This is a genomic window from Devosia sp. MC521, from assembly GCF_014127105.1.
In the GTDB taxonomy this organism is placed as follows: domain Bacteria; phylum Pseudomonadota; class Alphaproteobacteria; order Rhizobiales; family Devosiaceae; genus Devosia.
Genome location: NZ_CP059902.1, coordinates 369,159 through 390,159 on the forward strand (window position 1 = coordinate 369,159; position 21,001 = coordinate 390,159).

General features: G+C 57.9%; 24 protein-coding genes and 2 tRNA genes. 12 read left to right on the forward strand and 14 right to left on the reverse strand.

Features of this window, described 5'->3' with window-relative positions; genetic code table 11:
• Positions 1 to 16: 16 nt before the first annotated feature.
• The 3 genes from H4N61_RS01740 to coxB are packed head-to-tail and all read right to left on the reverse strand — an operon-like array spanning position 17 to position 3,455.
• The gene (locus H4N61_RS01740; RefSeq protein WP_169196637.1) at positions 17 to 328 is read right to left on the reverse strand and encodes a hypothetical protein; all 312 of its coding nucleotides are present in this window, start codon (positions 326 to 328) and stop codon (positions 17 to 19) included.
• Positions 328 to 2,829, reverse strand: coding sequence for a cytochrome c oxidase subunit I (ctaD, locus tag H4N61_RS01745; RefSeq protein WP_182394805.1), 2,502 nt, complete (start codon positions 2,827 to 2,829; stop codon positions 328 to 330). Before ctaD ends, H4N61_RS01740 begins: the two co-directional genes overlap by 1 nt.
• Positions 2,826 to 3,455 carry a cytochrome c oxidase subunit II gene (gene coxB / locus H4N61_RS01750; protein WP_248306551.1) on the reverse strand — a complete coding sequence of 210 codons (630 nt, stop codon included), beginning with the start codon at positions 3,453 to 3,455 and terminating at the stop codon, positions 2,826 to 2,828. Before coxB ends, ctaD begins: the two co-directional genes overlap by 4 nt.
• Before the next feature lie 42 nt (positions 3,456 to 3,497).
• Here coxB and H4N61_RS01755 point away from each other — a divergent pair, with 42 nt between their 5' ends.
• Positions 3,498 to 4,055: a DUF2231 domain-containing protein gene (locus H4N61_RS01755; RefSeq protein WP_169196640.1), complete on the forward strand. Its 558-nt coding sequence runs from the start codon at positions 3,498 to 3,500 to the stop codon at positions 4,053 to 4,055.
• On the opposite strand, the gene H4N61_RS01760 is transcribed toward H4N61_RS01755, so the two are convergent.
• From H4N61_RS01760 to H4N61_RS01770, 3 genes are all read right to left on the reverse strand, one after another.
• The gene (locus tag H4N61_RS01760; RefSeq protein WP_248306092.1) at positions 4,036 to 4,548 is read right to left on the reverse strand and encodes a CopD family protein; all 513 of its coding nucleotides are present in this window, start codon (positions 4,546 to 4,548) and stop codon (positions 4,036 to 4,038) included. The genes H4N61_RS01755 and H4N61_RS01760 overlap by 20 nt on opposite strands.
• Complete coding sequence (locus tag H4N61_RS01765; RefSeq protein WP_169196641.1) at positions 4,538 to 5,296, reverse strand: cytochrome c oxidase assembly protein; 759 nt, start codon at positions 5,294 to 5,296, stop codon at positions 4,538 to 4,540. Before H4N61_RS01765 ends, H4N61_RS01760 begins: the two co-directional genes overlap by 11 nt.
• 123 nt (positions 5,297 to 5,419) lie before the next feature.
• Positions 5,420 to 6,988 carry a hypothetical protein gene (locus tag H4N61_RS01770; protein WP_182394806.1) on the reverse strand — a complete coding sequence of 523 codons (1,569 nt, stop codon included), beginning with the start codon at positions 6,986 to 6,988 and terminating at the stop codon, positions 5,420 to 5,422.
• A 61-nt stretch (positions 6,989 to 7,049) separates the two neighbouring features.
• Between H4N61_RS01770 and H4N61_RS01775 the strand changes: the two genes are divergently transcribed.
• Entirely contained in the window at positions 7,050 to 7,631 is a 582-nt protein-coding gene (locus H4N61_RS01775) for a response regulator transcription factor (protein ID WP_169196643.1), read from the forward strand.
• Positions 7,632 to 7,722: 91 nt separating this feature from the next.
• Here H4N61_RS01775 and H4N61_RS01780 read toward each other — a convergent pair.
• Together H4N61_RS01780 and H4N61_RS01785 are read right to left on the reverse strand one after the other, a co-directional pair.
• Positions 7,723 to 7,797: transfer RNA gene (locus H4N61_RS01780), tRNA-Thr, on the reverse strand.
• A gap of 48 nt (positions 7,798 to 7,845) precedes the next feature.
• Positions 7,846 to 7,920: transfer RNA gene (locus H4N61_RS01785), tRNA-Thr, on the reverse strand.
• Positions 7,921 to 8,333: 413 nt separating this feature from the next.
• Between H4N61_RS01785 and murA the strand changes: the two genes are divergently transcribed.
• Positions 8,334 to 9,626, forward strand: coding sequence for a UDP-N-acetylglucosamine 1-carboxyvinyltransferase (murA, locus tag H4N61_RS01790; protein WP_169196644.1), 1,293 nt, complete (start codon positions 8,334 to 8,336; stop codon positions 9,624 to 9,626).
• A 138-nt stretch (positions 9,627 to 9,764) separates the two neighbouring features.
• Here the strand turns inward: murA and H4N61_RS01795 are convergent, their stop codons facing one another.
• Positions 9,765 to 11,246, reverse strand: a complete 1,482-nt coding sequence (locus H4N61_RS01795; protein WP_169196645.1) for an FAD-binding oxidoreductase — start codon at positions 11,244 to 11,246, stop codon at positions 9,765 to 9,767.
• A gap of 177 nt (positions 11,247 to 11,423) precedes the next feature.
• Here H4N61_RS01795 and H4N61_RS01800 point away from each other — a divergent pair, with 177 nt between their 5' ends.
• From H4N61_RS01800 to H4N61_RS01840, 9 genes are all read left to right on the forward strand, one after another.
• Positions 11,424 to 11,855 (forward strand): DUF2948 family protein, encoded by a 432-nt coding sequence (locus tag H4N61_RS01800; RefSeq protein ID WP_169196646.1) that lies wholly within the window; start codon positions 11,424 to 11,426, stop codon positions 11,853 to 11,855.
• Between the two features lie 12 nt (positions 11,856 to 11,867).
• A complete protein-coding gene (hisD, locus tag H4N61_RS01805; RefSeq protein WP_169196647.1) occupies positions 11,868 to 13,160 on the forward strand; it encodes a histidinol dehydrogenase in 1,293 nt (430 codons plus the stop codon).
• Positions 13,161 to 13,168: 8 nt separating this feature from the next.
• Entirely contained in the window at positions 13,169 to 14,128 is a 960-nt protein-coding gene (locus H4N61_RS18480) for a UPF0262 family protein (protein ID WP_182394807.1), read from the forward strand.
• A gap of 76 nt (positions 14,129 to 14,204) precedes the next feature.
• Positions 14,205 to 14,423 (forward strand): translation initiation factor IF-1, encoded by a 219-nt coding sequence (infA, locus tag H4N61_RS01815; protein ID WP_035082742.1) that lies wholly within the window; start codon positions 14,205 to 14,207, stop codon positions 14,421 to 14,423.
• Positions 14,424 to 14,431: 8 nt separating this feature from the next.
• A complete protein-coding gene (locus H4N61_RS01820; RefSeq protein WP_169196648.1) occupies positions 14,432 to 15,070 on the forward strand; it encodes a Maf-like protein in 639 nt (212 codons plus the stop codon).
• Positions 15,070 to 15,249: a DNA gyrase inhibitor YacG gene (gene yacG / locus H4N61_RS01825; RefSeq protein WP_169196649.1), complete on the forward strand. Its 180-nt coding sequence runs from the start codon at positions 15,070 to 15,072 to the stop codon at positions 15,247 to 15,249. Before H4N61_RS01820 ends, yacG begins: the two co-directional genes overlap by 1 nt.
• Before the next feature lie 94 nt (positions 15,250 to 15,343).
• On the forward strand, positions 15,344 to 16,273 hold the full coding sequence (locus H4N61_RS01830) for an ABC transporter substrate-binding protein (protein ID WP_182394808.1): 930 nt from the start codon (positions 15,344 to 15,346) through the stop codon (positions 16,271 to 16,273).
• Between the two features lie 184 nt (positions 16,274 to 16,457).
• Complete coding sequence (locus H4N61_RS01835) at positions 16,458 to 16,712, forward strand: GlsB/YeaQ/YmgE family stress response membrane protein (protein ID WP_169196651.1); 255 nt, start codon at positions 16,458 to 16,460, stop codon at positions 16,710 to 16,712.
• A 24-nt stretch (positions 16,713 to 16,736) separates the two neighbouring features.
• Complete coding sequence (locus H4N61_RS01840) at positions 16,737 to 17,204, forward strand: YidB family protein (RefSeq protein ID WP_248306093.1); 468 nt, start codon at positions 16,737 to 16,739, stop codon at positions 17,202 to 17,204.
• A gap of 96 nt (positions 17,205 to 17,300) precedes the next feature.
• Here H4N61_RS01840 and H4N61_RS01845 read toward each other — a convergent pair whose 3' ends face one another.
• The 5 genes from H4N61_RS01845 to H4N61_RS01865 form a co-directional block, all read right to left on the reverse strand.
• Complete coding sequence (locus tag H4N61_RS01845) at positions 17,301 to 17,519, reverse strand: hypothetical protein (protein ID WP_169196652.1); 219 nt, start codon at positions 17,517 to 17,519, stop codon at positions 17,301 to 17,303.
• Between the two features lie 76 nt (positions 17,520 to 17,595).
• Entirely contained in the window at positions 17,596 to 19,722 is a 2,127-nt protein-coding gene (locus H4N61_RS01850; protein ID WP_169196653.1) for a histidine kinase dimerization/phosphoacceptor domain -containing protein, read from the reverse strand.
• Positions 19,709 to 20,236 carry a biliverdin-producing heme oxygenase gene (locus H4N61_RS01855; protein ID WP_182394809.1) on the reverse strand — a complete coding sequence of 176 codons (528 nt, stop codon included), beginning with the start codon at positions 20,234 to 20,236 and terminating at the stop codon, positions 19,709 to 19,711. Before H4N61_RS01855 ends, H4N61_RS01850 begins: the two co-directional genes overlap by 14 nt.
• Before the next feature lie 84 nt (positions 20,237 to 20,320).
• Positions 20,321 to 20,602: a hypothetical protein gene (locus H4N61_RS01860; RefSeq protein ID WP_182394810.1), complete on the reverse strand. Its 282-nt coding sequence runs from the start codon at positions 20,600 to 20,602 to the stop codon at positions 20,321 to 20,323.
• A gap of 120 nt (positions 20,603 to 20,722) precedes the next feature.
• On the reverse strand, positions 20,723 to 20,890 hold the full coding sequence (locus H4N61_RS01865; RefSeq protein ID WP_182394811.1) for a hypothetical protein: 168 nt from the start codon (positions 20,888 to 20,890) through the stop codon (positions 20,723 to 20,725).
• Positions 20,891 to 21,001 lie beyond the last annotated feature (111 nt).

The following is a 21,001-nucleotide window of genomic DNA, read 5'->3' on the forward strand; positions in this document are numbered from 1 at the left end:
CTTTCTCTTTGTGTAGCTACACACAAGTGCTGGCGAAGGTGACGGGCAAGAACACCAAGACGCCGGAGAACAGCGCTGCCCAATTGGCCCAAATGGCGGATTGGGACAGTGTTGGCATTGATGGGTCTGTGAGTTTGGGCGTGAGCAGAGCCATTGCCGTTAAGGCCAGAACAGAAATGGCATAGGCGGCAATGAGCATGGCGCGATGCGCGCCACCCCAATTGTATACGCAGCCCAACGCCTGAATGGCGTAAAGCGCGATGAAGGCCAGCGCCCAAACGGTGAAGCCTGCGATGAGCAGAAACAGCGGCCTCTGGTTGCGGATCATCACGGCCCTCCAAAGAGAGAGAGGCCATAGGTCATGGCGAGGGCGAGAATGAGTGCGCCGAAGGCATAGGCGGTCCAAAGCCAGGCAAGCGTGACATCGGTGGCGCGAGCGGCGGAGACATAGCCTCGGGCGGCGCGCCAGAGCGCATGGCCCGTGATGAGGGCAGCGACGCCCGCGTGAATGGCAGCGTAGCCCAAAGTGACCAACATGGTGGCATTGCGGGCGTGCTCTGTTGGGTTCGGCACCGCGAGCATTAGGGCAAGCAAGGCAATGATCGTGGCAAGTTGGAGGAACAGCGCGCCGATCAGGGGCAGGGCTATGGAGGTGTTTTGTGCGTTCGAGCGGCGGCTCCAGAACACGCATAGGATTGCAAGGCCAGAGGCGAGGGCCGCCGCGACAAGCGCGACAGAGGGCAGGGCGATAGGCGTCAACCGATCCCACGCGGGGGCGATGGTGAGAAGGAAAAGCCCGCCGAACAGCAGCGAGGCATAGAGCGTGCTATCGACCGCGAGTGCTGTGCGGTTGGCGAGCACCGTGAGGTTCCAAGGGCTTTCCCCATCGCGGACAACAGAGACGCCGCGGCCGATATCGACGGGGCCGGTATCGTGCTGTCGACCCAGGCGATGGGTCCAGCAGAAGAAGAGGGCGATGGTGAGCAGTGCGCCAAATGGGGCGAACCAATAGAGCCCAAAGAGGAAGGACACAAAGAATGTGCCGGTGGCGAGGGCGGTCCACAGGGGGAGGGAGGAATTTTGCGGCAGGATGACGAGATGCTCGACCGCGCCCGTCACCATGTCAACGGCGAGGGTCTCCTGCTCATTGTTGCGGGCAAAGCCGAGATAGCCTTCGCCTGCGGCAAGGCGTGGCCCGATGAGCGCGGGTAGTACTTGGTCAGCTCGGCTCTCGATATGGGGGAGAGAGGCGAAATTATAGCTCGGTGGCGGGGTGGGGGTTGCCCATTCCAGCGTTGCCGCCCGCCACGGATCGCGGCCGAAGCGGCGGCCAAGTTTCATCTGCAAGATGAGGTCGGCAAGGACGAGGGCAAAGCCCATGGTGAGAATGAAACCACCGACCGAACTCAAGAGATTGAGCCAATCCCAGCCCCAGTTTGAGGGATAGGTGGAGATGCGACGCGGCATGCCCATGAGGCCGGTGAGGTGCATCAGAAAGAAGGTGAGGTTGAAGCCGATAAAGATCAGCCAGAAGGCCGGGATCGAGAGCTTATAAAGGCTCTGTCGACCGCTGATGTGAGGAAGCCAATAGTAGAGCGCGGCGAGCATGGGGAAGACGAAGCCACCCACCAGCACATAATGGAGATGGGCGACGACGAAATAGGTGTCATGCGCCTGCGTGTTGAAGGGGACCATGGCCAGCATGACGCCGGTGAGCCCGCCACACACAAAGACGAAAAAGAAGCCGAAGATGTAAAGCATCGGCACGTCCCAGCGTGGCTTTCCTGATGCCAATGTGCCAAGCCACGCAAAGATTTGCACCGCGGTGGGAATGGCGACGAGCGCGCTGGCTGCCGAGAAGAAGGCAAGGGCCAAATGCGGAATGCCCACGGTGAACATGTGGTGCACCCACAGACCAAATGACAAAAAACCCATGGCGACAATCGCAGCGATAATGGCGCGATAGCCCAGGATTGGTTGCTGGGCAAAGACCGGGATCATGGTCGAGATGGCCCCGGCTGCGGGCAGGAAGATGATGTAAACCTCGGGGTGGCCGAAGAGCCAGAAGAGGTGCTGCCAGAGAAGCGGATCGCCGCCGCGTGTGGGGTCAAAGAAGGGCAGACCGAACGCGCGTTCGAGCTCCAAAAGTATGGAGCCGAGGATCAATGGCGGAAAGCCGATGATCATCATGCCGGCCGTGACCAGCATATACCAAGCAAAGAGCGGCATGCGGGTGAGGGACATCCCTGGCGCGCGCATTTTGAGAATGGTGACGAAAATCTCGACAGCGGCGGTGACGGCGGAAATTTCGACAAAGGTGATGCCCAAGAGCCAGACATCGGCATTGATGCCGGGGGTAAAGGGCTTGGAGGAGAGCGGGGTATACATGAACCAGCCGCTGTCGGGAGCCGCGCCGACGAGGAGCGCGATGATCAAAATGCTGCCGCCGAACAGATAGCACCAGTAGCCATAGGCGGTCATGCGCGGGAAGGCGAGATCGCGGGCACCCAAGAGCTTGGGCAGCATGTAGATGGCGAAGCCCTCAAACATGGGAATGGCGAAGAGGAACATCATCACCACGCCATGCATGGTGAAAATCTGATTGTAGATTTCGGGGCCGATAAAAGCGCTATTGGGCGTCGCCAACTGCGCGCGAATGAGCATGGAGAGCAGGCCACCGATGGCGAAAAACACCAGCGCCAAAACCATGAAGCGCTTGCCCAAAATGGTGTGATTGACGCTGGACAGGCGCCCCCAGCCGGGTGGCGTGCGCCAGATGCGATCAAGTGCTTTGTGTAGGGCAATGGGCGATAGGGGCTGATCGCTCATGGCGCAGTCTCCATCAGTTCGGCGAAGTCTTCGGGCGTGTGGGCCTCGACGCGCATTTGCATGGTGTCATGACCGATGCCGCAATATTCGGCGCAGGTGCCCCAATAGACGCCGGGCTTGCTGGCCTCGATGCGGAAGCGATTGGTCTTGCCGGGAATAGCGTCGATCTTGCCGCCGAGGCGGGGGATCCAGAAACTGTGGATCACGTCCCTTGAGGTGATCTCCAAATCAACGGGCACGCCGGAAGGAATGTGGAGGGTCGAGCTCTCGGGCATATTGGGGGCTGCGGGATAGGATATTGTCCAAGCCCATTGCTGCGCCTCGACGCCAATGACGAGGGGCGCATCGCCTTTTGGCAGCAATTGCTCGCCGAGAAAAAGCGCCGTGCCGGTGAGGACTGTCAGGACCGGAATAGGCAGAATGAGACCGCCACCGATGATCCATTGGCGTGGGCTAATCTTTTGCGCCCAATGGGGCCGCAGATAGACCAGCGCAAAGAGCGCTAAAACCAAAACAAAGAGTATGGCTGCGCCATAGAACATCACCCACCACAGCGCTGCCAGATTTTCGGCGCGCGGACCTGCAGGGTCGAGGGTAGAGAGCTCGCCTGTGCAACCGGCTAGCACCAGCGACGTTGCTCCAAGAGCAACGAGTTTGGAGGGGACGTGATGGGCGAGAACACGCGGCAGGCGGAAGAGCGGGAAATCGAGCGCGAAGAAGCGCCCCCCGAGGCCCATTCGGATCATCCCAATCCGCAAATTCGCCAAGTGGCTGACAAGGACATTAGTTCGGCCATTGCGGTGGCGGGACACCCCATCCACGCCATGCTGGTGCATTTCCCTATCGCCTTCGTCATGGCAACGCTGGGCGTCGATATTTTCTACTGGTGGTCGGCCAATCCGTTTTGGCTGGAAGTTGGCATGTGGGCGGCGGGTGCGGCCTTTGTTTTCGGTGTGCTCGCGGCAATCGTTGGCACGCTCGAATTGCTGGCCGTGCCGGGCATTCGGGTGCGTGTTGCCAGCTGGAACCACGCCATCGCCGCCATGGTCATGCTGGCCATTGTCGCCGCCAATGCCGGGCTGCGCATCACCAACCCCGAGACGGTTTTGCCCGGCGGACTGATGCTGTCGCTGCTCAGCGCCATGGCTGCGGGTTTTGCCGGGTGGCACGGGGGCAAGCTGGTGTTTGATCATGGCATCGGCACCGTCATTTCCACCCGCCAGTGAGGTCTGAGGCGATTTCACGAAGCTTGCCGGGGCTGAAGTGGGTGATGAAAAATTCGGGCCACTCAAGGCGCGGCTTGCCCAGAACAAGGGTGAGAATGGCGAGGATGACGATCACCGTCAGGGTGATGACGAAAACCATGCGCCAAAGAGGATAGGATTTATTCGGCTCGAAAAGCTTGAGAATGGTGAGACCGGTGAAAATGTGGATGCCGGTCATGATGGAAACGGCAAAAAGTTTGGCCGAGAACCAATTTTCATAGGTCCCCTGAAGGATGATCAGCGCCGTGCCCGAACCTATGGCGACGAAGGCGGCTGGCGAAACCAGCGCGATATAGAAAAGGCGCGTGAAGTTGTGGAGGCGGTGGAGCGGCTCGTCGACGAGGGCTTTGCGTTGCGCATAAAGCACGGGCAGGCAGATGAGCCCGGCGGACCATAGGGCAATGGAGCCGACATGGGCGAACTTGAGCCAGATGAGCAGGAGATCACTGCCCATCGGCGCGCCCGTGCTGGGTGGCGGGGGCGAGGAGTGCCACAAGCCGCCAAACGGCAACGCCTAGGAGCGGTAGATTGGCTGGAACCCACATGATGAGCCCCGCTAGTTGCTGATCCTCGAGCGGCGTTAAGCCGAAGGCAAAGCTCGTTGCCAAATGCGGTGCGTAGAGTGGGGTTGGCGCGAAGACCAAAAGAGCACCCAAAAACCCCATTTGAATGGCGGCGGCCAAGGCGGTGAGGCCTGCGGCGAAAATGTTTGGGCTGCGTAAAAGCACGAGCCAGAGCGCAGTATAACTGCCCAGAAAGGTCGCCTGCATGGCCCAGTAGACGGCCGGGTGGGCGAATGCCGCAGTGTAAAGATCAGGCCAATGCCAGAACCAGAGTGTGATGGTGGCGAGGATGAGTGTTGCGAGAGCTGGTATGGCCTGCCCCAGCCGTATTGGCAGAGCTAAGGCCAGCATGGGCGCAACGAGCATGGTGAGGAGGATGTGGTGGCTAACACGGGCCGAGACGAGGGCCACGGTGAGTGCACACAGCGGGGAGATAAAGAGTAGAGCCGCGACCGACCACGCACCCCAGAAGGCCCTCATTTGCGCGCGAGGCTGATGCTTAAGAAAATGCCAGCCCGCGAGGGCGACAAGGGCGAGGGCGGTGAGAAGTAACGGCTCAAAGTCCCAGCGGGTCGCCAGATCGGCGAGTGTGGGCGCGGGGCCGCAATAGGACAGGTCGTAGTCTGTCGGCTGGGGCATGGACCTCGAGGGAACAGAGCTGCGGTACCGATAGGCAAGCGCATGCCGGGTCGCCCCATGCTCAGCCCATCACGAAATCAACGCAGCACTCCAAGGTCCGTTCCAGAAACCGCTGGAAACTCACTATGGGTTAGCGGGCAGCAAGATCCCGCGGATGTTTTTCTCTTTAATCCGTGTCGCGTTGAGGACTTTGCATACCCGGGCGATGATGCCGTAGCCAAAGCCTGCGGTTCCGGGAGGATGGGCGTATTCGACAGCGATTTCATCGGCGACGATGAAGGCGTGCTGTCCGTCGCGCATCTCGTGTCGCAGCGAGACCGTGCTGTTCGGCGCACTGAGGCGAATGGCATTATCGAGATCGTTCGAGAGGGCCTGGCGCAGAAGCACCTCATCACTTTGAAACTCCGCATCGGCGCGTTGCACATGCAGCCTGACCCCGCGCTTTTCAGCGATGGGGAGATAGATGGTTTCGAGCGCAGCAAGGACCGCGCAGGCCCGAAGGGCTGTGTTGCGGGGCTTTACGGTTCCCGGGTCCGTGAGGGCGTAGTTGAGGACACCATCAAGAAAATTGCTCATGGTTGCGCTGATTTGACGAAGCGCATTGAGGACAGGTTCGTCTTCAGATTTGCGCATCGCCATGCCTTCGACCAGCATGGTTATGGTCTGTAGCGGTTGGCGCAAATCGTGCCCGAGCGACCGGACCAAGTGGCGTTCAAACTCGTAGGCCTCAGCGAGTTCAGAAGTGCGCGCGAGAACACTTTCCTCAAGCTTTTGGTTTTGCGCGTCCAATTGCTCGAGTGTTTGGCGCTGCATGGAGACAGCTGTCCCGACCAGTAATGAGGCCGTGGCCGTTATCGCCAGCAGCACGGAAAGCGCCAAAGGCTCGCTGCTGAAATAGGACAGCTTGGCAACGATCGGCGTCAACGAGGCGATGAGAAAGGCGCTGATCGCAGCTTGCATAATGCCCTTGCGCACACCGGCGAAAATCGGGGGCAGCAGGGTGATGTACCAAAGACTGCCCAAGGCGGGGTCAATCACCATAGCCCCAAACGCAACGCCCATCGCTAGGGCAATAATGCCGAGTTCCCTAAGCCAATCGGATAGTGAAGGCCAATGGGGCGGGAGCGGTTTGACGCCTAATACGGCGCTGAGAACGGGGACGAGCAGGGGCGGCAGCACAAGGGTCGCGACAGCATCACCAATGGCCCAGTGCGCAATGATGTCCAGTGCAATGTCCCATGAGATATTGTCCAAGAGGGCGTGCAGCGAAACGCCACTAAATGCCGAGAGGGCAGCAGCAATGGTGATCACCACAATATATGTGGTGGTGGCGCGCATATTCGGCACAGCCATATTGGGGCCGAGGAGCTTTTTGAGCACGACAGCGGCAGTAAAATAGATGCCGCAGTGACGTATGGCGTGCAGTATTTGGTCGCGAGCCGCATTGTCGCCGACGTTGAAAAAACTATCCAACCCTGGAACGGCGAGTGCAAGGTTGGCGATTAGTGGCGAAAGTTTGAGCCAGCCGGGCGCGGCCAAGAATATGGAAAGGCTGACGCCCGCAGGTAAAAACCACAAGCTGGAGAAGGGCTTAAAGACCTCGGCCATCGCGGCGAGCTTATAAGCGGCCAGCCACGCCACAACTAAAATGGCGAGTTGACCGATTTGCCCTACATATTTTTTAGCTATCATTCTGGTGCGGAACGTAAAAATTCATATATAGCTTTATAATTAGCATTGAGTGAACAAAATAATGCGCATTCTGATTGCAGACGACCACGCCATGTTTGGTTCAGCGCTTCATTATCTCTTGCAGGCAAGTGATCCTGATTGCGTGGTGAAGGCGGTGACGAGCGTCGCGCAGTTGCTGGGATTGCTCAAGACTGAAGCCCTGCCGGATCTGGTTCTGCTGGACTATTCCATGCCTGATACGGATGGGATTAGAGCCGTCGCGCAATTGCGCGAACTCTATCCAGATTTGCCCGTAGCGATTTTGTCGGGGCACACGGACAACGTTCTGGTCAAATCAGCGCTCGATAAGGGCGCGCGCGGCTGGATCCCGAAAAACCTGACGCCCAAAACACTGATTCATGCGCTGCGGCTGATTTTGGATGGCGAACGCTTTGTCCCGCCAGAACTGTTGGTGGCGCCTGCGGAACAGGTTTTGTCTGAGCGGGAAGGGGAAGTGGCGCTGCTGCTCGCTGAAGGCAAGTCGGACAAGATTATTGCCGACCGTTTGGGCATCGAACCATCGACGGTGAAAGTGCACGTGCGCCGTATTCTGCAAAAATCTGGAGCGACCAATCGCGCGCATTTTGCGGCGCTGAACCGTTAGTCGGGCGAGCCGCAACTTTTTCCCAAAGACTGTAAGCCGACGTCAAACGACTGATCGGTCTAAAAAGATCGTGTCTTATTGGGAGGAGAAATGGTGCTGCCGGCGAGGATTGAACTCGCGGCCTCTCCCTTACCAAGGGAGTGCTCTACCACTGAGCTACGGCAGCATGGTTTGCGCTCGCAAAGGAGGACTATACAGAACCTCTTCTGGGGAATGGTGCTGCCGGCGAGGATTGAACTCGCGGCCTCTCCCTTACCAAGGGAGTGCTCTACCACTGAGCTACGGCAGCATTTCCGCTAAGGCTTGGTGTTCCTTGCGGCGACGAGGGCTCATTTGCCATAGCGATTTGGTCGACGCAAGCGCAAAAAGCCTCTATTAACACCACCGTTGGAATCGAAGGCCTGAACTGTGGGAAAAACCGAGCAAGCACTGATGCGTGAGCAAAGATTAGCCGCAAAGCTGCGTGAGAATCTCAAGCGCCGCAAAGAGCAGGCTCGCGCTCGTGTCTCTGGACGCGAGGCGGGGCCAGAATTTGAGGTGTCGAAAACGGTGCCGGACAAGACTCCGTAAACCATTTTCGGGCGATTTTAACACGTCACCCTTTCCAGAGTGCGGCTGGTCTAGCCTACGCGGCAACGAAGACCTCGCCTACCTCCCTTTCAGGTAGCAGGCCCTTAAGGCCATTTCTGAGGACTTCTCTTTATGGATCGTATTCGTTTGGTCGGCGGCAATGAGCTTCGGGGCGAAATCCCGATCTCGGGCGCGAAGAACGCTGCACTGCCACTGATGATTGCGTCGTTGCTGAGCGATGAACCTTTGGTTCTCCACAACGTCCCGCGCCTTGCGGACGTTAAGCAGCTTGAACGCATCCTAGAAAATCACGGCGTTGATATCGCCGTTCACGGTCGTCGTCGCGGCGAAGAAGAAGGCGTGGGTCAGCGTATGACCTTCCATGCCGCTGATATCGTCGACACAACCGCTCCCTATGATCTTGTCTCCAAGATGCGCGCCAGCTTCTGGGTTATTGGCCCGCTGCTGGCCCGTTGCCACGAAGCGCGTGTTTCCCTGCCGGGCGGTTGCGCTATCGGTACCCGTCCTGTCGATCTGTTCCTGACAGGTCTGCGCGCGCTGGGTGCCTCGATCGAGATTGACGAGGGTTATGTTGTTGCCCGCGCACCAGCCGGTGGCTTGGTCGGCGCAACTGTCAATTTCCCCAAGGTGTCGGTCGGTGCGACGCACACGATTCTGATGGCGGCGACCCTGGCAAAGGGCACGACTGTTATTGAGAACGCGGCGCAAGAACCGGAAATCACCAATGTCGCCGAATGCTTGGTTGCCATGGGCGCTAAGATTTCGGGCATTGGCACACGCACGCTGACCATTGAAGGCGTTGAGCGTCTGCATGGTGCAACCGTGGAAGTGATTCCGGACCGTATCGAAACCGGCACTTTTGCCATGGCGGCCGCAATGACCGGTGGCGATGTGCTGCTGCGTGGCGCACGCGCCGATCATTTGCAGTCGGCACTGACCATTCTGGGTCAGACCGGGGTTGAGCTGATTACTGAAAGCAATGGCATTCGTGTGCGCCGCAATGGCTCGCCGATCTTGCCAGTGCATGTCGAAACGGAGCCATTCCCAGGCTTCCCCACCGATTTGCAGGCGCAGTTCATGGCGCTCATGACCATGAGCAATGGCGTCAGCGAAATCCGCGAAACCATTTTCGAGAACCGCTACATGCATGTGGCAGAACTCGTGCGCTTTGGCGCTGATATCTCGGTCAATGGTCAGGTCGCAACGATCACCGGCAAGCCCCAGCTTAAGGGCGCACAGGTGATGGCAACTGATCTGCGCGCTTCGGTGTCGCTGGTCATCGCTGGTCTGGCGGCGAAGGGTGAAACGGTTGTGAACCGTATTTACCACCTCGACCGTGGGTTTGAGCGTCTTGAAGACAAGCTCAGCCGTTGCGGCGCAGAGATCGAGCGTCTGGCTGGCTAAGGCGCGACGCGCTTCGCTCATTATTGAAAAGCCCCGGACCTTCGTTCGGGGCTTTTTGTTTGGGCCTATCTCTCCGCTACCGCATGATGGGGCTTTTCCCGGTGATCGAGGAGGGGATGGGTATAGCGTTGGGTATGCCTACAGCGACTGCTCGAAGCGGAAGAGTTTTTCGGGATCAGTCGCGGTTTTGATGGCTTCAAGGCGTGGCAGGTTTTCGCCGTAATAGCGGGTCCGCCAATCGGATAGGCTTGGGTCAGGAAAATTCTGGAACGCGCCCTTGGTGTCAGCGCTTGTGACCACGCTATAGAGGTCGTCCTGCCAAGCGCAGGCGGCATCGACAATCGCAGGCTTTGTGGCGTCATCTTCCGACCAGCTCAGATTTGCTGTGCTGAGCCAGTGGCTGGTTCGATGAACAAAGGCCGTCGCGTCGCTGCGAACAGTGTTCACTTGGCCGCCCGTCTGGAAAAAGACCAGATTGCCCGAGGAACCGGTGCCGGGCCAGTTGGCCATTTTCTCAATGGCGCTCGCCAGAAACGCCCGGTCGGGTGAGCTCTGGTGGAAGGTCGAGCGCTCGCGGTAGTAGGCGGGTTCACCTTCTTCGGCGAGAAAATCTTGGGCCGCCCAATAGGCGTTTTCCTCGACAGCCTCGAAATCGGGTGTGCCGATCTCAAGCACGGGCTGCATCAGCTCCAGGAAGGCCTCCTTAGGCCCTGCAAACTGCCCGAGGAGCGTCAAAGGCACTTGTCGGCCACGGTTAGCCATAGTTTGGTTCAACGCGCCCAGCGAGACGCGCGTGCCGATGGTTGTTGGGGCCGCATCGAGCGTCTCGAAGAGCTTGGTGGCGACGTCCAGAACATTGTCGCGCCAGACCATGCGGAAGACCGTCAAGCTTTCATCGGCGGGGTGGGTCTGTAGCTGCCACTTGGTCATCACGCCAAAATTGCCGCCTGCGCCGCCGCGCACAGCCCAGAACAAATCGGCGTTCTCGGTTTGAGAGAGTTGTAGAACTTTGCCGTCGGAGGTGACGATTTCAGCGCCCACAACATGATCACACCCGATGCCGAAGCGGCGCATGTTGAAACCAATGCCGCCGCCGAGCAGGAAACCGGAAACACCGACAGTGGGGCAGCGGCCGTGGGTGATGGTGCGCCCCGCTTCATCCAACGCAGCGTAAATGGCAGAATTGATCGCGCCCGCACCAATGGTGGCGACCCCGCTTGGTGGGTCAAAAGCAATATCGCCCATATCGGCCATGTCGATAATGAGGCCGGCACTGGTGGAGTAGCCAGCGTAGGAATGGCCGCCCCCTCGGATTGCGAAGGGCACCGCATTGTCGCGACACCACAGAACGACCTCCGCCACCATTTGAGCCGTTCGGCAATAGGCGACGGCTTGGGGCCTGACCGCTTCGAAACGAAGATTATTGGGCAGGGCCGCATTGGCAAAGGCTGAGTCGGTTGGGGAAACCAGCTGATCGCCGAGAAGCTTTTTCAATACCGCCCATTGATCTGCAGAAACCGCGCTGGGCTCAACGAAAAACACTTCCGCTTTGGCGGGGAGCAGGCCGAAGGCGGTGAGCGACGCCAAGCTGGTGGTGAGAAAAAGACGACGGGTCAGCATGTTCGGTCCAAATTTAGCAAATCAAAAGCTGTGCGCTTTTTTGCTCCAAAAATGCGCATTTGCACAGCGCCCATGCATTTCAACTGGCGTGCATGCGATTGCTCTTGGCCCGCCAACCTTGTAGATCGGTCCTGTCACGACCAAATGGGCTTTACCGACAAAGAACAAGGCCGCCCCATGACCGACCTCAAGCTGCTCGCGCTCGATAGCGAAGACCTCGAAGTTGTTTCCGCACATGTGCAGGACGCCGTTATTCGCGTTTCTGACATGGGCTATGCCAAGGGCGATAAGCGTTTCGCCCTGCTGATGAACCGTTTTGATTGGACCGCCGATCAACCGCGGAGCAAAGGCCTGCGCAAGCGCACGGGGATGCATTTCGAGCACGTGACCAACACTGCATTTGCGGGCTTTGATCCGGCCTCGCCTGAAGGCGTGGTGTCCTTGCTGGCCGTTACCTTCGAAGAGCAAAATGCGCCTGCGGGCATCGTTGAGCTGCGCTTTGCCGGTGGTGGCACTGTGCGCCTGACGGTCGATTGCCTTGAAGCGCGCTTGGCCGATCTTGGTGCCGCCTGGGCAGCGACTGCGCGCCCGGCCCACTCCCTAGACTAACGAAAGTTCACTATGCCCGTTCGCCTCGACAGCGCCGCGTCCGATTTTGAAGCCCAATTTGTGGCGCTCCTGTCGGGCAAGCGTGAAGCCAGCCAAGACGTCAACGATATCGTCGCCTCCATCATCGCTGATGTGCGCGACCGTGGTGACGCTGCGGTTGTTGAGCTGACCAATAAGTTTGATCGCGCCAATGTGACAGCGCAAACGCTGCGCTTTACCGCTGAGGAAATTGCTACCGCGTCAGCGCAGGTTCCGGAAAATGTGCGTGCGGCCCTGCAGACCGCGCATGACCGCATCAAGTCGCACCACGAAAAGCAAAAGCCGGTCGATCATCTCTATACCGATGATCTTGGGGTGACATTGGGCAGTCGTTGGACTGCGGTGGACGCTGTTGGCATTTATGTTCCGGGTGGTCTGGCCTCTTATCCATCCTCTGTTTTGATGAATGCTGTTCCGGCCAAGGTTGCGGGCGTTGAACGCATCGCCATGGTCGTGCCAACGCCAAATGGCGAAGTGAACCCAGCGGTGCTCTGTGCTGCGCAAATTGCGGGCGTGACAGAGATCTACCGAGTTGGTGGGGCGCAGGCTGTTGCCGCGCTCGCCTACGGCACCGACACCATCGCGCGTGTCGACAAGGTGGTCGGCCCGGGCAATGCCTTTGTGGCGGCAGCCAAGCGCCAGGTTTTTGGCCAAGTCGGCATCGACATGATCGCCGGACCATCCGAAGTGCTCGTCATCGCAGACAGTTCAGCGAACCCAGCTTGGGTTGCTGCCGATTTGATCGCGCAGGCTGAACATGGTGGTGGTGCACAGTCCATTCTGGTCACGACCGATGCAGCGCTGGCTGATGCGGTCGAAGCTGAAGTTTTGCGCCAGATCGCTATTCTGCCGAAGTCCGCGATTGCGGGCGAAGGCTGGGAAGAGTTTGGCGTGGTCATCACCGTGCCGGATCTGGACACTGCCATTGAGTTGGGCAATCGCATTGCCTCTGAACACGTGGAGATGGCGGTCAATGAGCCTGAGGCGCTGGTGGCCAAGATTCGCCACGCCGGCGCGATTTTCATGGGCCATCACACGCCAGAAGCTATCGGTGACTATGTTGGTGGCTCGAATCACGTTTTGCCAACAGCTCGTACGGCGCGCTTCGCCTCGGGGCTCGGTGTGCTGGACTTTGTGAAACGCACCTCGATTTTGGGCTGCACGCCCTCATCGCTGTCGGCATTGTCTGAGGCCGCAGTGACCATTGCCGAGGTCGAAGGCCTCGCGGGGCATGGTCGCTCGATTTCTATACGGTTGAACCGTTGAGCATAAGCATGGGCACAGAGCCGGTGACCAAGGACACCAATCGTCTGGTCACCGTCACGCTCGACCCTAACACCATCACCTCGATCAATCCTGACGAGGTGCATGAGTGGCGCATTGCCATTTATGATCTGCTTGAGGACAACACCTTCCGGCCCGCACGCGTTTCGGCGGAAGGACCTTATGCTCTGCACGTGTCGATTATCGGCAATTCGATCGTTTTAGACGTCCGCGACCCAGAGAATTTTAAGCCCATTGCTGCCCATTATCTCTCGTTGACGCCGTTTCGCAGACTTATCCGCGACTATTTTCGCATCCGCGAAGCCTATTATGAGGCCATTCGTTCGGCGCAACCGTTCCAGATCGAGACCGTCGATATGGCGCGGCGCGGTCTGCACAACGAGGCAGCAGAGCTCTTAAGGACGCGGCTCGACAATAAGATCATCATCGATCTCAACACCGCGCGCCGCCTGTTTACGCTGATTTGCGCCGTGCAACCCTATGCCTCCCGCATTGACGAAGCGACCAGCGAACTGCCCACAGTGCTGTTTGTCTGCTCAATGAATTCGGTGCGCTCGCCGATCGCTGCAGCGCTTGCGCGCCAAGCCTTCCCAGGCCGAATAATTGCCCGTTCTGTGGGGGTTAACGGTGGTAAGGCCGACCAATTCGTCCATGAGGTCATGGAGGACGTTGGTATTGATATGAGCGTTCATACGCCCCATATTCTGGACGAACTGGTTGCCAACAAGTTCGATCTTGTTATCACACTGTCTGATGACGCCCCCGATGCTGTGGCTCGCAAGGGCCTTGAAGCAAAAGCGGTGGAGCACTGGCAGGTGGAAGACCCCTCCCTTGTAGAGGGAAGTCGCGCTCTCGTTTTGGATGCCTATCGAGGTTTGCGCGATCAATTGCGACGTCGTGTTCGCGAACGCTTGGAACCTTTGGTTTCCGGTGGTTCACAAAACAATTGAATTGAAGTAGGTTCCGCCCAAATTTGTGGCCCTGACGCGCCAATGTGTGGCAGCGGGGGCCTTCTCAGGAGAAAGTATGGCCAAGGAAGAAGTGCTCGAGTTTCCGGGCGTGGTCACCGAATTGCTACCCAACGCGACGTTCCGCGTGAAGCTAGAGAATGAGCATGAAATCATCGCTCATACTGCTGGCCGTATGCGTAAGAACCGTATTCGCGTTCTCGCAGGCGACAAGGTTCTTTGCGAAATGACGCCTTACGACCTGACCAAGGGTCGTATCACCTATCGCTTTAAGTAAGGCAAACCGTGGCCAGTCGTCCGGAACTCATTCTGGCGTCCGCATCGCCTCGTCGTTTGGCATTGCTCAACCAGGTCGGCATCGAGCCGGAACATCTGGTGCCAGCCCATGTCGACGAAACCCCTGAGAAGGGGGAGTTGCCGCGAAAGCTCGCACAACGTCTGGCAGACCTGAAAGCGATCACCGCACAGCACAAGGCTCGTATCGCCGGATATGGCGACACCGGCCTGGTGCTGGGCGCGGATACAGTGGTTGCTGTGGGGCGGCGCATTCTGCCAAAGGCAGAAACAATGGAAGAAGCTGCAGAATGCCTGCGGCTGCTTTCGGGGCGCGCCCACCGTGTTTACACCGGCATCACGCTGCTCACCCCATCAGGGGCGAAACGTCAGCGTCTGGTTGAGACACGCATTCGCTTCAAGCGTCTCTCCAATAAAGAGATGGAAGCCTATCTTGCCAGCGCCGAATGGCGGGGCAAGGCAGGGGGCTATGCTATTCAGGGCATTGCCGGGTCTTTCGTCGTTAAACTCGTCGGCTCCTACTCAGCCGTCGTGGGCCTGCCCTTGCACGAAACCACGCAGCTTTTGGCTGGCGATGGCTATCCCGTGCATTTTAACTGGCTCAACCAATCCAGCGTTTCTGGCGTCTAATGGCCGAGAAAGCTGAAGCACTGTGCCCTATCTGCGGTCGGGCCCCGGCCGCAGAAAAATTTAAGCCCTTTTGCTCGCGTCGCTGCGCGGACGTAGATCTCAACCGCTGGCTTTCGGGCGCCTATGTCATCCCGGCAAAGGATGACGAACCTCTCCCCGATTTCGACGCAGAAACTTAAGTCCGGACACACAACGGACCCTAAGCTGCAGCCCTATTGTGCCTAGCTCAATAACGTGACATTCACTGTCATGTTATTTGGGCTGGAGGCTGAAGTGAGATTGTCATACCGGGTGTTGTGTTTGTCTGTAGCGGGACTGCTGTCTGGCTTTGCCCTCTCGACGCCGGCTTTGGCGCAAGTGGCTCAGGTGGTCAGTGCAACCGATGCCGAACGTGTCGTTCAGCACGCGAAAGGCGAGACCACTATTCCCGTCGCCCCAGAGCGCATTGTCACCTTGCACAATGTCTTTGCTGAAGCGTTGATCTCCATGGGCCTGGCTCCGATTGGTTCGGTTGATCGCCCCTCCGGCATGCCATCGCAACTGGTCGACGGCCTAGCGGCCACTGAGACCGTGGGAAACCATTCCGAGCCCGACTTTGAGCGCGTGCTCAACCTCAATCCCGATCTGATTTTAGCGCAAGCCAAGCAGCAGGAGAGCAATTACGAGCGGCTCACCGGCATAGCACCGACTATTCTGCTGGATGAACCGGAAGCAGATTGGCGTGAATGGTATGTCGGGCTCGGGGATGCGCTTGGCCAGGCGGACGCGGTTAAGGCAACGCTAGAGGCTTACGAAGCCAAGGCCGCTGCAGCTAAGACCGAACTGCAGGCCGCGCTGGGCGAGCAGACCATTTTGCTACTGCGCGTGCGCGAAAAGGACATTCGCGTTTATGGCGGCGCCCGTCGGTCTGGCCCAGTGCTCTATCAAGACTTGGGTTTGACGGCGCATGAGAGCGTTTCAATGGCGGATGACCATGCCGAGGTCTCGCTTGAAAACCTCACCCAGCTCACGGCCGACCATATTTTCCTAATGGTCGAAGACGAGAACAAAATGTCCTCGATTGAAGAGATGGACCTTTGGAAGCGTCTCCCAGCCGTTGCGGCAGGGCATGTCTACGAAGTGAATATTGAACCCTGGAACCAGTCGGTCGGCCCGATCAGTTTCGGTGTGATCATCGACGACGTGCGCGCTGCGCTTCTCTAAATTTTTATCCCTTGCGAAGTGATGCGTCCGCCTTTTCGGCGGGCGCTTTTTTTTATGGCCATTACCCCGGTCTTGAGGCCCTCGCGTGGCTCTGAAGGTGAAATGTGAACGGCAAATGCACGCTCATGCGCAACGAAGTCGCTAGAGGCCCGTTTCTCCCTAGTCGTTAACATGAGGGCTAAAAATGGGTATTCTCTGGACTATCATCATTGGCTTTATCGCCGGCGTGATCGCTAAGTTCATCTTTCCGGGCCGCAATGAGCCTTCGGGCTTCATCCTTACCACCATTCTCGGGATTATCGGCGCTTTCGTGGCGTCCTATCTCGGTCAAGCTGTCGGTTGGTACTCCGCCGGTGAAGGTGCAGGGCTGATCGGCGCGATCGTTGGTGCGATCATCATCCTTTTCGTCTGGGGTGCCATCGCGGGTCGTCGGGCCTAATCAAACACTAAGAGGAGTTTCATCATGTCAAACCGTGGTATGCCGTCTATTCTGGCGCTTCTAGGCATGGCAGCTGTCGCAGGCTTTCAGCATCGAGACAAACTTGGCCAAATCCTGGGGCAAGTTGGAGACCAGGTGGGCAATCGCACCGCGGGATCAGGGCAAGGTGTAAACTCCTCTGCCGCTGGTCAGGGCGGACTGATGGGTGGATTAAATGATCTGCTCGATACTTTCCGCAATTCAGGTCAGCGCGAACAGGCCGATTCTTGGATCACACCCGGCGTGCCCACACAGGGACTGTCGCGGGATCAGGTTGAGCAGGCCATTGGCCGGGACAACCTCATGAATCTGTCGCGCGATACCGGGCTCGACTATGATGAGTTGCTCAATCGCCTTGCGCAAAACATTCCGGAAGCTGTCGATCGGGCAACCCCAGATGGCCGCTTCCCACAGAACGAGGACGAACTGCGTCAGCGGTTCTCGGGGCTCTAAGAAGTCTTGATCAGAGACAGTAAAAGGGCCGCCCTTGGGGCGGCCCTTTTCATATTGAAACATCGGTCGCCGGGCGACCGTCGATCATTGGATTAATCAGGAATGGCTGGGCAGGGTCTTGCCGTAGAGGCGGACCATGTTGGTGCCGCCTGGGCTTTGCCAATAAACGCGGCAGATGAGGTCTCTCTTGGCGCCGCTACGGAATAGGTGCATTCCCAAGGCTTCGCCAGCCGCCGCCTCCGGCGTCTGTGCGTCCAACTTGTGTTCGGTTTCCTTCTGCGCTGCGCGCAAATCGACAATACGAAACTGGGGCATGGTTTTCCTTCCATGACCCCAATGAATTTGGTTAACCGTAGGTTCCCTCACACTATCGTGCTAACGCCTTGGCCGATCAATCCTTATCGCCGGTTATCGGAACACGGACGATAGCGCGCGTGCCAGGGTTATTGTCCTCAAAGCTTAGGGTTCCATCGAGGCGTTGGATCAACACCTGAACCATTTTCTGGCCAAATCCGGTACCTGAAACGGTGCCGTCGATACCCTTGCCTTTGTCCGAAACCGTCAGCTGAATGGTTTGGCGATGTTGCGACAGCGAAATATGGGCGGGGCCGGGCGCGCCGTTATAGGCGTATTTAGCCAAGTTCGTGATCAACTCGTTCAGCATCAGGCCAAGGGTGACGGCCTTGTCTGTGGGAATGAGCACCGGGGCGAGATCGAGCTGCAGCGTCTTGCGCCACTGGCCGTCCAGTGTGTCGAAAAGCTCGTGAACCAGCTCCTCGAGATAGCGCGAGAGATCGATGGTCTCGACGCTTTCGTCTTGATAGAGGCGTCGGTGCGCCAGCGACACCGCCATCAGACGGCGCTCCGCTTGCTGCAATTCGCGGCGTGCCTCATCGCTCGTCCCGCGCGACTGCATGCGCAAGAATGCCGCGACGATGGACAGGCTGTTTTGCACGCGATGGTTGACCTCTTTGAGGAGGAAATCCTTCTGCCGCATCAGGTTTTCGTTTTCCCGAACCGTCGCCGTAAGCTCACGATTTAACTGGCGGATGCGGCTGTTGTTGCGTGCATCGAGCAGCATACGCGCGACGCGTGACGCGGATTCAATTTCGGCAAGCGACCATTGGCGTGAGCGGCCACTGACGGTCTCGGCCCATTCGTCGAATGAGGCGCGCGGCGTCAAAGGCGTGCTGGGGTCGCCCGTGCTGGATTTGTGCGGATTGCCCGCCCATTGCACTGTTTGCAGATGTTCGGCCCGGAACCATATGAGGATGGTCGGCACTTCAGTGGGCATGGTGACGCCGAGGAGACCGCTGGCAATGTTTTTGTAAGCCTCGGCGGACGGCACGAGCACCGAGAGGTGATGGGTTGCGATTGGCTTGACCAGAGCGGGCGCACGAACAAATTCCGCCAGTTCGCGGATGTTCGCTTCGCTCGGCGAGGCTCCGACTTGATAAACTTCTGCGCCTTGCACAGCGGCAAAGCCATCGGCATCCAAGAGCGTGGCCAGATAGCTGCCTGATTTGGCGAAGAATTGCCCGAGGTGACATTCATCGCCGAGGCGCGAGAGAATTGCATCTTCCTGCGTGCGCAAGCGAATGCGTTGCTGGTAAAATTCGCCTTCTTCTCGCACCTTCAACAGCCGCGACAGGCTCGTTGCCAACGCTTGGCTGGCCATGCGACTGGTCAGGGCTATGTTTCTTGGTAATTGGTGGTGACATGCGATGAGCCCCCACAATTGCCCATCCTTGATAATGGACATGGACGCTGAAGCGCCAACCTCCATATTTTTCAAATATTGAATGTGAACAGGCGACACACTGCGCAGGGCAGAATCCGAGAGGTCGATAGACTTGAGCTTGGAGCTGGCGCTGATAATCGGCTGGGGCTGGGAGTGCACATCGGCAATGACCCGTACCTTGTTCCTGACGTAGAGAGCCCGGGCCTGCTTGGGAATATCACTTGCCGGAAAATGATGGTTCATAAAGCTGGAGAAGCCGGGGGAGCGATACTCGCCCAAGACCTTTCCGGCATCACCTTCGACAAAGCGATAGACCATAACGCGGTCAAAGCCGGTGAGCCTGTGAAAGGCGAGGGCGGCTTCATTGGCGAGGTCTTCCAGCGTTCCCGCCCGTTCAAGCCGAGCCTCATGCGCGTGGAATTGTGCGAGGAAAGACGCATCAATGGGCTTTGCTTCCTCGCTATAGAGAAGCTCGACGACCAAATGGTCGTCACTGCGATAGCTGAGAACGTCGTAGGTGCGACCAGAGAAAACCACTGGGGCGCTGATATGGACGCCCTGCGCAGGTGTTTGATCTCTCAAGGTCTCCCAATTTAGATCCAGGATATCGGCAAGCTTTTGGCCCAGAACATGCTCATCGAGCGCGCCAGCGAAACCAACGAGCGTGCCGGAGGTCGGCTCAACGATAAATAACGCGCCATTGCCTTGGATCGAGCCGGGAATGTGAATGGGCTCGAGATCACAGGCATTCACGTCGGACCTGTCAATGGATGTCATTGGCTGGGTCCCTATAGATATCAAACGCGTGCTCGAACACACGCTTGGCAGAGGCGATGGCCTGATGATGGAGGTGTTCAGGAAGGCTATCGAGAAGGGCGACGAAGTGAGGCCAACGCCTAGGCTCGCTTACTTGCTGCGCCAAGTGACGGGCGCCAAATTGGGCATCAAAACCTAGGGCGATGGCACGACGCAGCAATAGCTGCGCCCCGAGGGACGAGCCTTCCAGCACGTAAAGCGCTCCAACTTGTTCGGCGGTGTTTAAACGAATGGAATAAGAGCGAGGACAAGGGCGACGCGTAACGCCTAAATCGTCAAGATCATCGCAAAGATACGGGCCCAGCTTTTGCGGTCTCCAGATGTCGAGTGAGTCTAGGGCAAACTCTAAAGAGAGCCTAAACCGGTAGGTGGCCGTTGCAAAGTGCCTATATTGCTCAGTATTTGAAAATATTCCTGTGATGCTGTCGAGTTGACTATGAATGTCTTTGGTTTCTGCGCGCAGAAGACTGCGCAATGAAAGTTCTCTCGTCAGTCTCAAAGCCCTCTCTCGAATTCAATTATTCGAGAAAGATTTATCACAAGGCACTGTAAAGACTATTCACTTTTCGGAAAGAACGTCTGCGATTGAGGATTTGATATTCTTGAACTGACGTGGTGTTGCAGATTTGTTGGCGCTGATGTGGCGCAATCGGCGGAAATAAAAGTCATAATTAATTGCTGTTATTAGAAATAATTGCCTAAGTCTTGCAAGGGCGTGAGGCGTTGTTTGATGGTTCATGCGCGCGCATAAAAAAGCCCGGACGCTGGGGAGGGAAACCAGCATCCGGGCTTTGGTGTCGGCGGGGAACGCATCGCGCGCATGGAGGGAGGAGAAACGCACGAGGCTCTGCTCAACCCGATCCGAACTGCGAGAGCAGCAACTGTCGTCGTCGCTCTCTTGATTGGAAAGATAGGTACGCTTTGAAAAATTCCAAGCGCATACCAGCCATGTGCTCGGCGCTTATAGGAGGTTCGTGAGTAAAGCGCTCGCCGTGGCCACGATACCAAAGGCTGCTAAGCTCGCCGATGCCAACATAATGTAGATGCGGTCGACACGCGCGCGGTGGCGCGCATTGCGCCGTGCTTCAGACAGCGTGGTGGCCGAAATTGGAGCGGGACTGTGTGACACCTTTTCCTCCTGGGATGGAGCAATTGGCGGGCTGGCGATTGTCTCTGTTCTCGCCCGGATAAGGGAGCTTAGCTGCACCGGGTTATCTTCCGAACCAGAACTGGTGAACGC

Excerpts from the sequence above, each read along its gene's own strand:
- H4N61_RS01835 (WP_169196651.1), top strand. The coding sequence starts at position 16,458 with ATGGGTATTCTCTGGACTATCATCATTGGCTTTATCGCCGGCGTGATC.
- H4N61_RS01850 (WP_169196653.1), bottom strand. The coding sequence starts at position 19,722 with ATGACATCCATTGACAGGTCCGACGTGAATGCCTGTGATCTCGAGCCC.
- H4N61_RS01795 (WP_169196645.1), bottom strand. The coding sequence starts at position 11,246 with ATGCTGACCCGTCGTCTTTTTCTCACCACCAGCTTGGCGTCGCTCACC.
- H4N61_RS01770 (WP_182394806.1), bottom strand. The coding sequence starts at position 6,988 with ATGATAGCTAAAAAATATGTAGGGCAAATCGGTCAACTCGCCATTTTA.
- H4N61_RS01765 (WP_169196641.1), bottom strand. The coding sequence starts at position 5,296 with ATGCCCCAGCCGACAGACTACGACCTGTCCTATTGCGGCCCCGCGCCC.
- H4N61_RS01755 (WP_169196640.1), top strand. The coding sequence starts at position 3,498 with ATGGGCGAGAACACGCGGCAGGCGGAAGAGCGGGAAATCGAGCGCGAA.
- infA (WP_035082742.1), top strand. The coding sequence starts at position 14,205 with ATGGCCAAGGAAGAAGTGCTCGAGTTTCCGGGCGTGGTCACCGAATTG.
- hisD (WP_169196647.1), top strand. The coding sequence starts at position 11,868 with ATGCCCGTTCGCCTCGACAGCGCCGCGTCCGATTTTGAAGCCCAATTT.
- H4N61_RS18480 (WP_182394807.1), top strand. The coding sequence starts at position 13,169 with ATGGGCACAGAGCCGGTGACCAAGGACACCAATCGTCTGGTCACCGTC.
- H4N61_RS01760 (WP_248306092.1), bottom strand. The coding sequence starts at position 4,548 with ATGGGCAGTGATCTCCTGCTCATCTGGCTCAAGTTCGCCCATGTCGGC.
- yacG (WP_169196649.1), top strand. The coding sequence starts at position 15,070 with ATGGCCGAGAAAGCTGAAGCACTGTGCCCTATCTGCGGTCGGGCCCCG.
- ctaD (WP_182394805.1), bottom strand. The coding sequence starts at position 2,829 with ATGAGCGATCAGCCCCTATCGCCCATTGCCCTACACAAAGCACTTGAT.
- H4N61_RS01800 (WP_169196646.1), top strand. The coding sequence starts at position 11,424 with ATGACCGACCTCAAGCTGCTCGCGCTCGATAGCGAAGACCTCGAAGTT.
- H4N61_RS01740 (WP_169196637.1), bottom strand. The coding sequence starts at position 328 with ATGATCCGCAACCAGAGGCCGCTGTTTCTGCTCATCGCAGGCTTCACC.
- H4N61_RS01775 (WP_169196643.1), top strand. The coding sequence starts at position 7,050 with ATGCGCATTCTGATTGCAGACGACCACGCCATGTTTGGTTCAGCGCTT.
- H4N61_RS01845 (WP_169196652.1), bottom strand. The coding sequence starts at position 17,519 with ATGCCCCAGTTTCGTATTGTCGATTTGCGCGCAGCGCAGAAGGAAACC.
- H4N61_RS01840 (WP_248306093.1), top strand. The coding sequence starts at position 16,737 with ATGTCAAACCGTGGTATGCCGTCTATTCTGGCGCTTCTAGGCATGGCA.
- murA (WP_169196644.1), top strand. The coding sequence starts at position 8,334 with ATGGATCGTATTCGTTTGGTCGGCGGCAATGAGCTTCGGGGCGAAATC.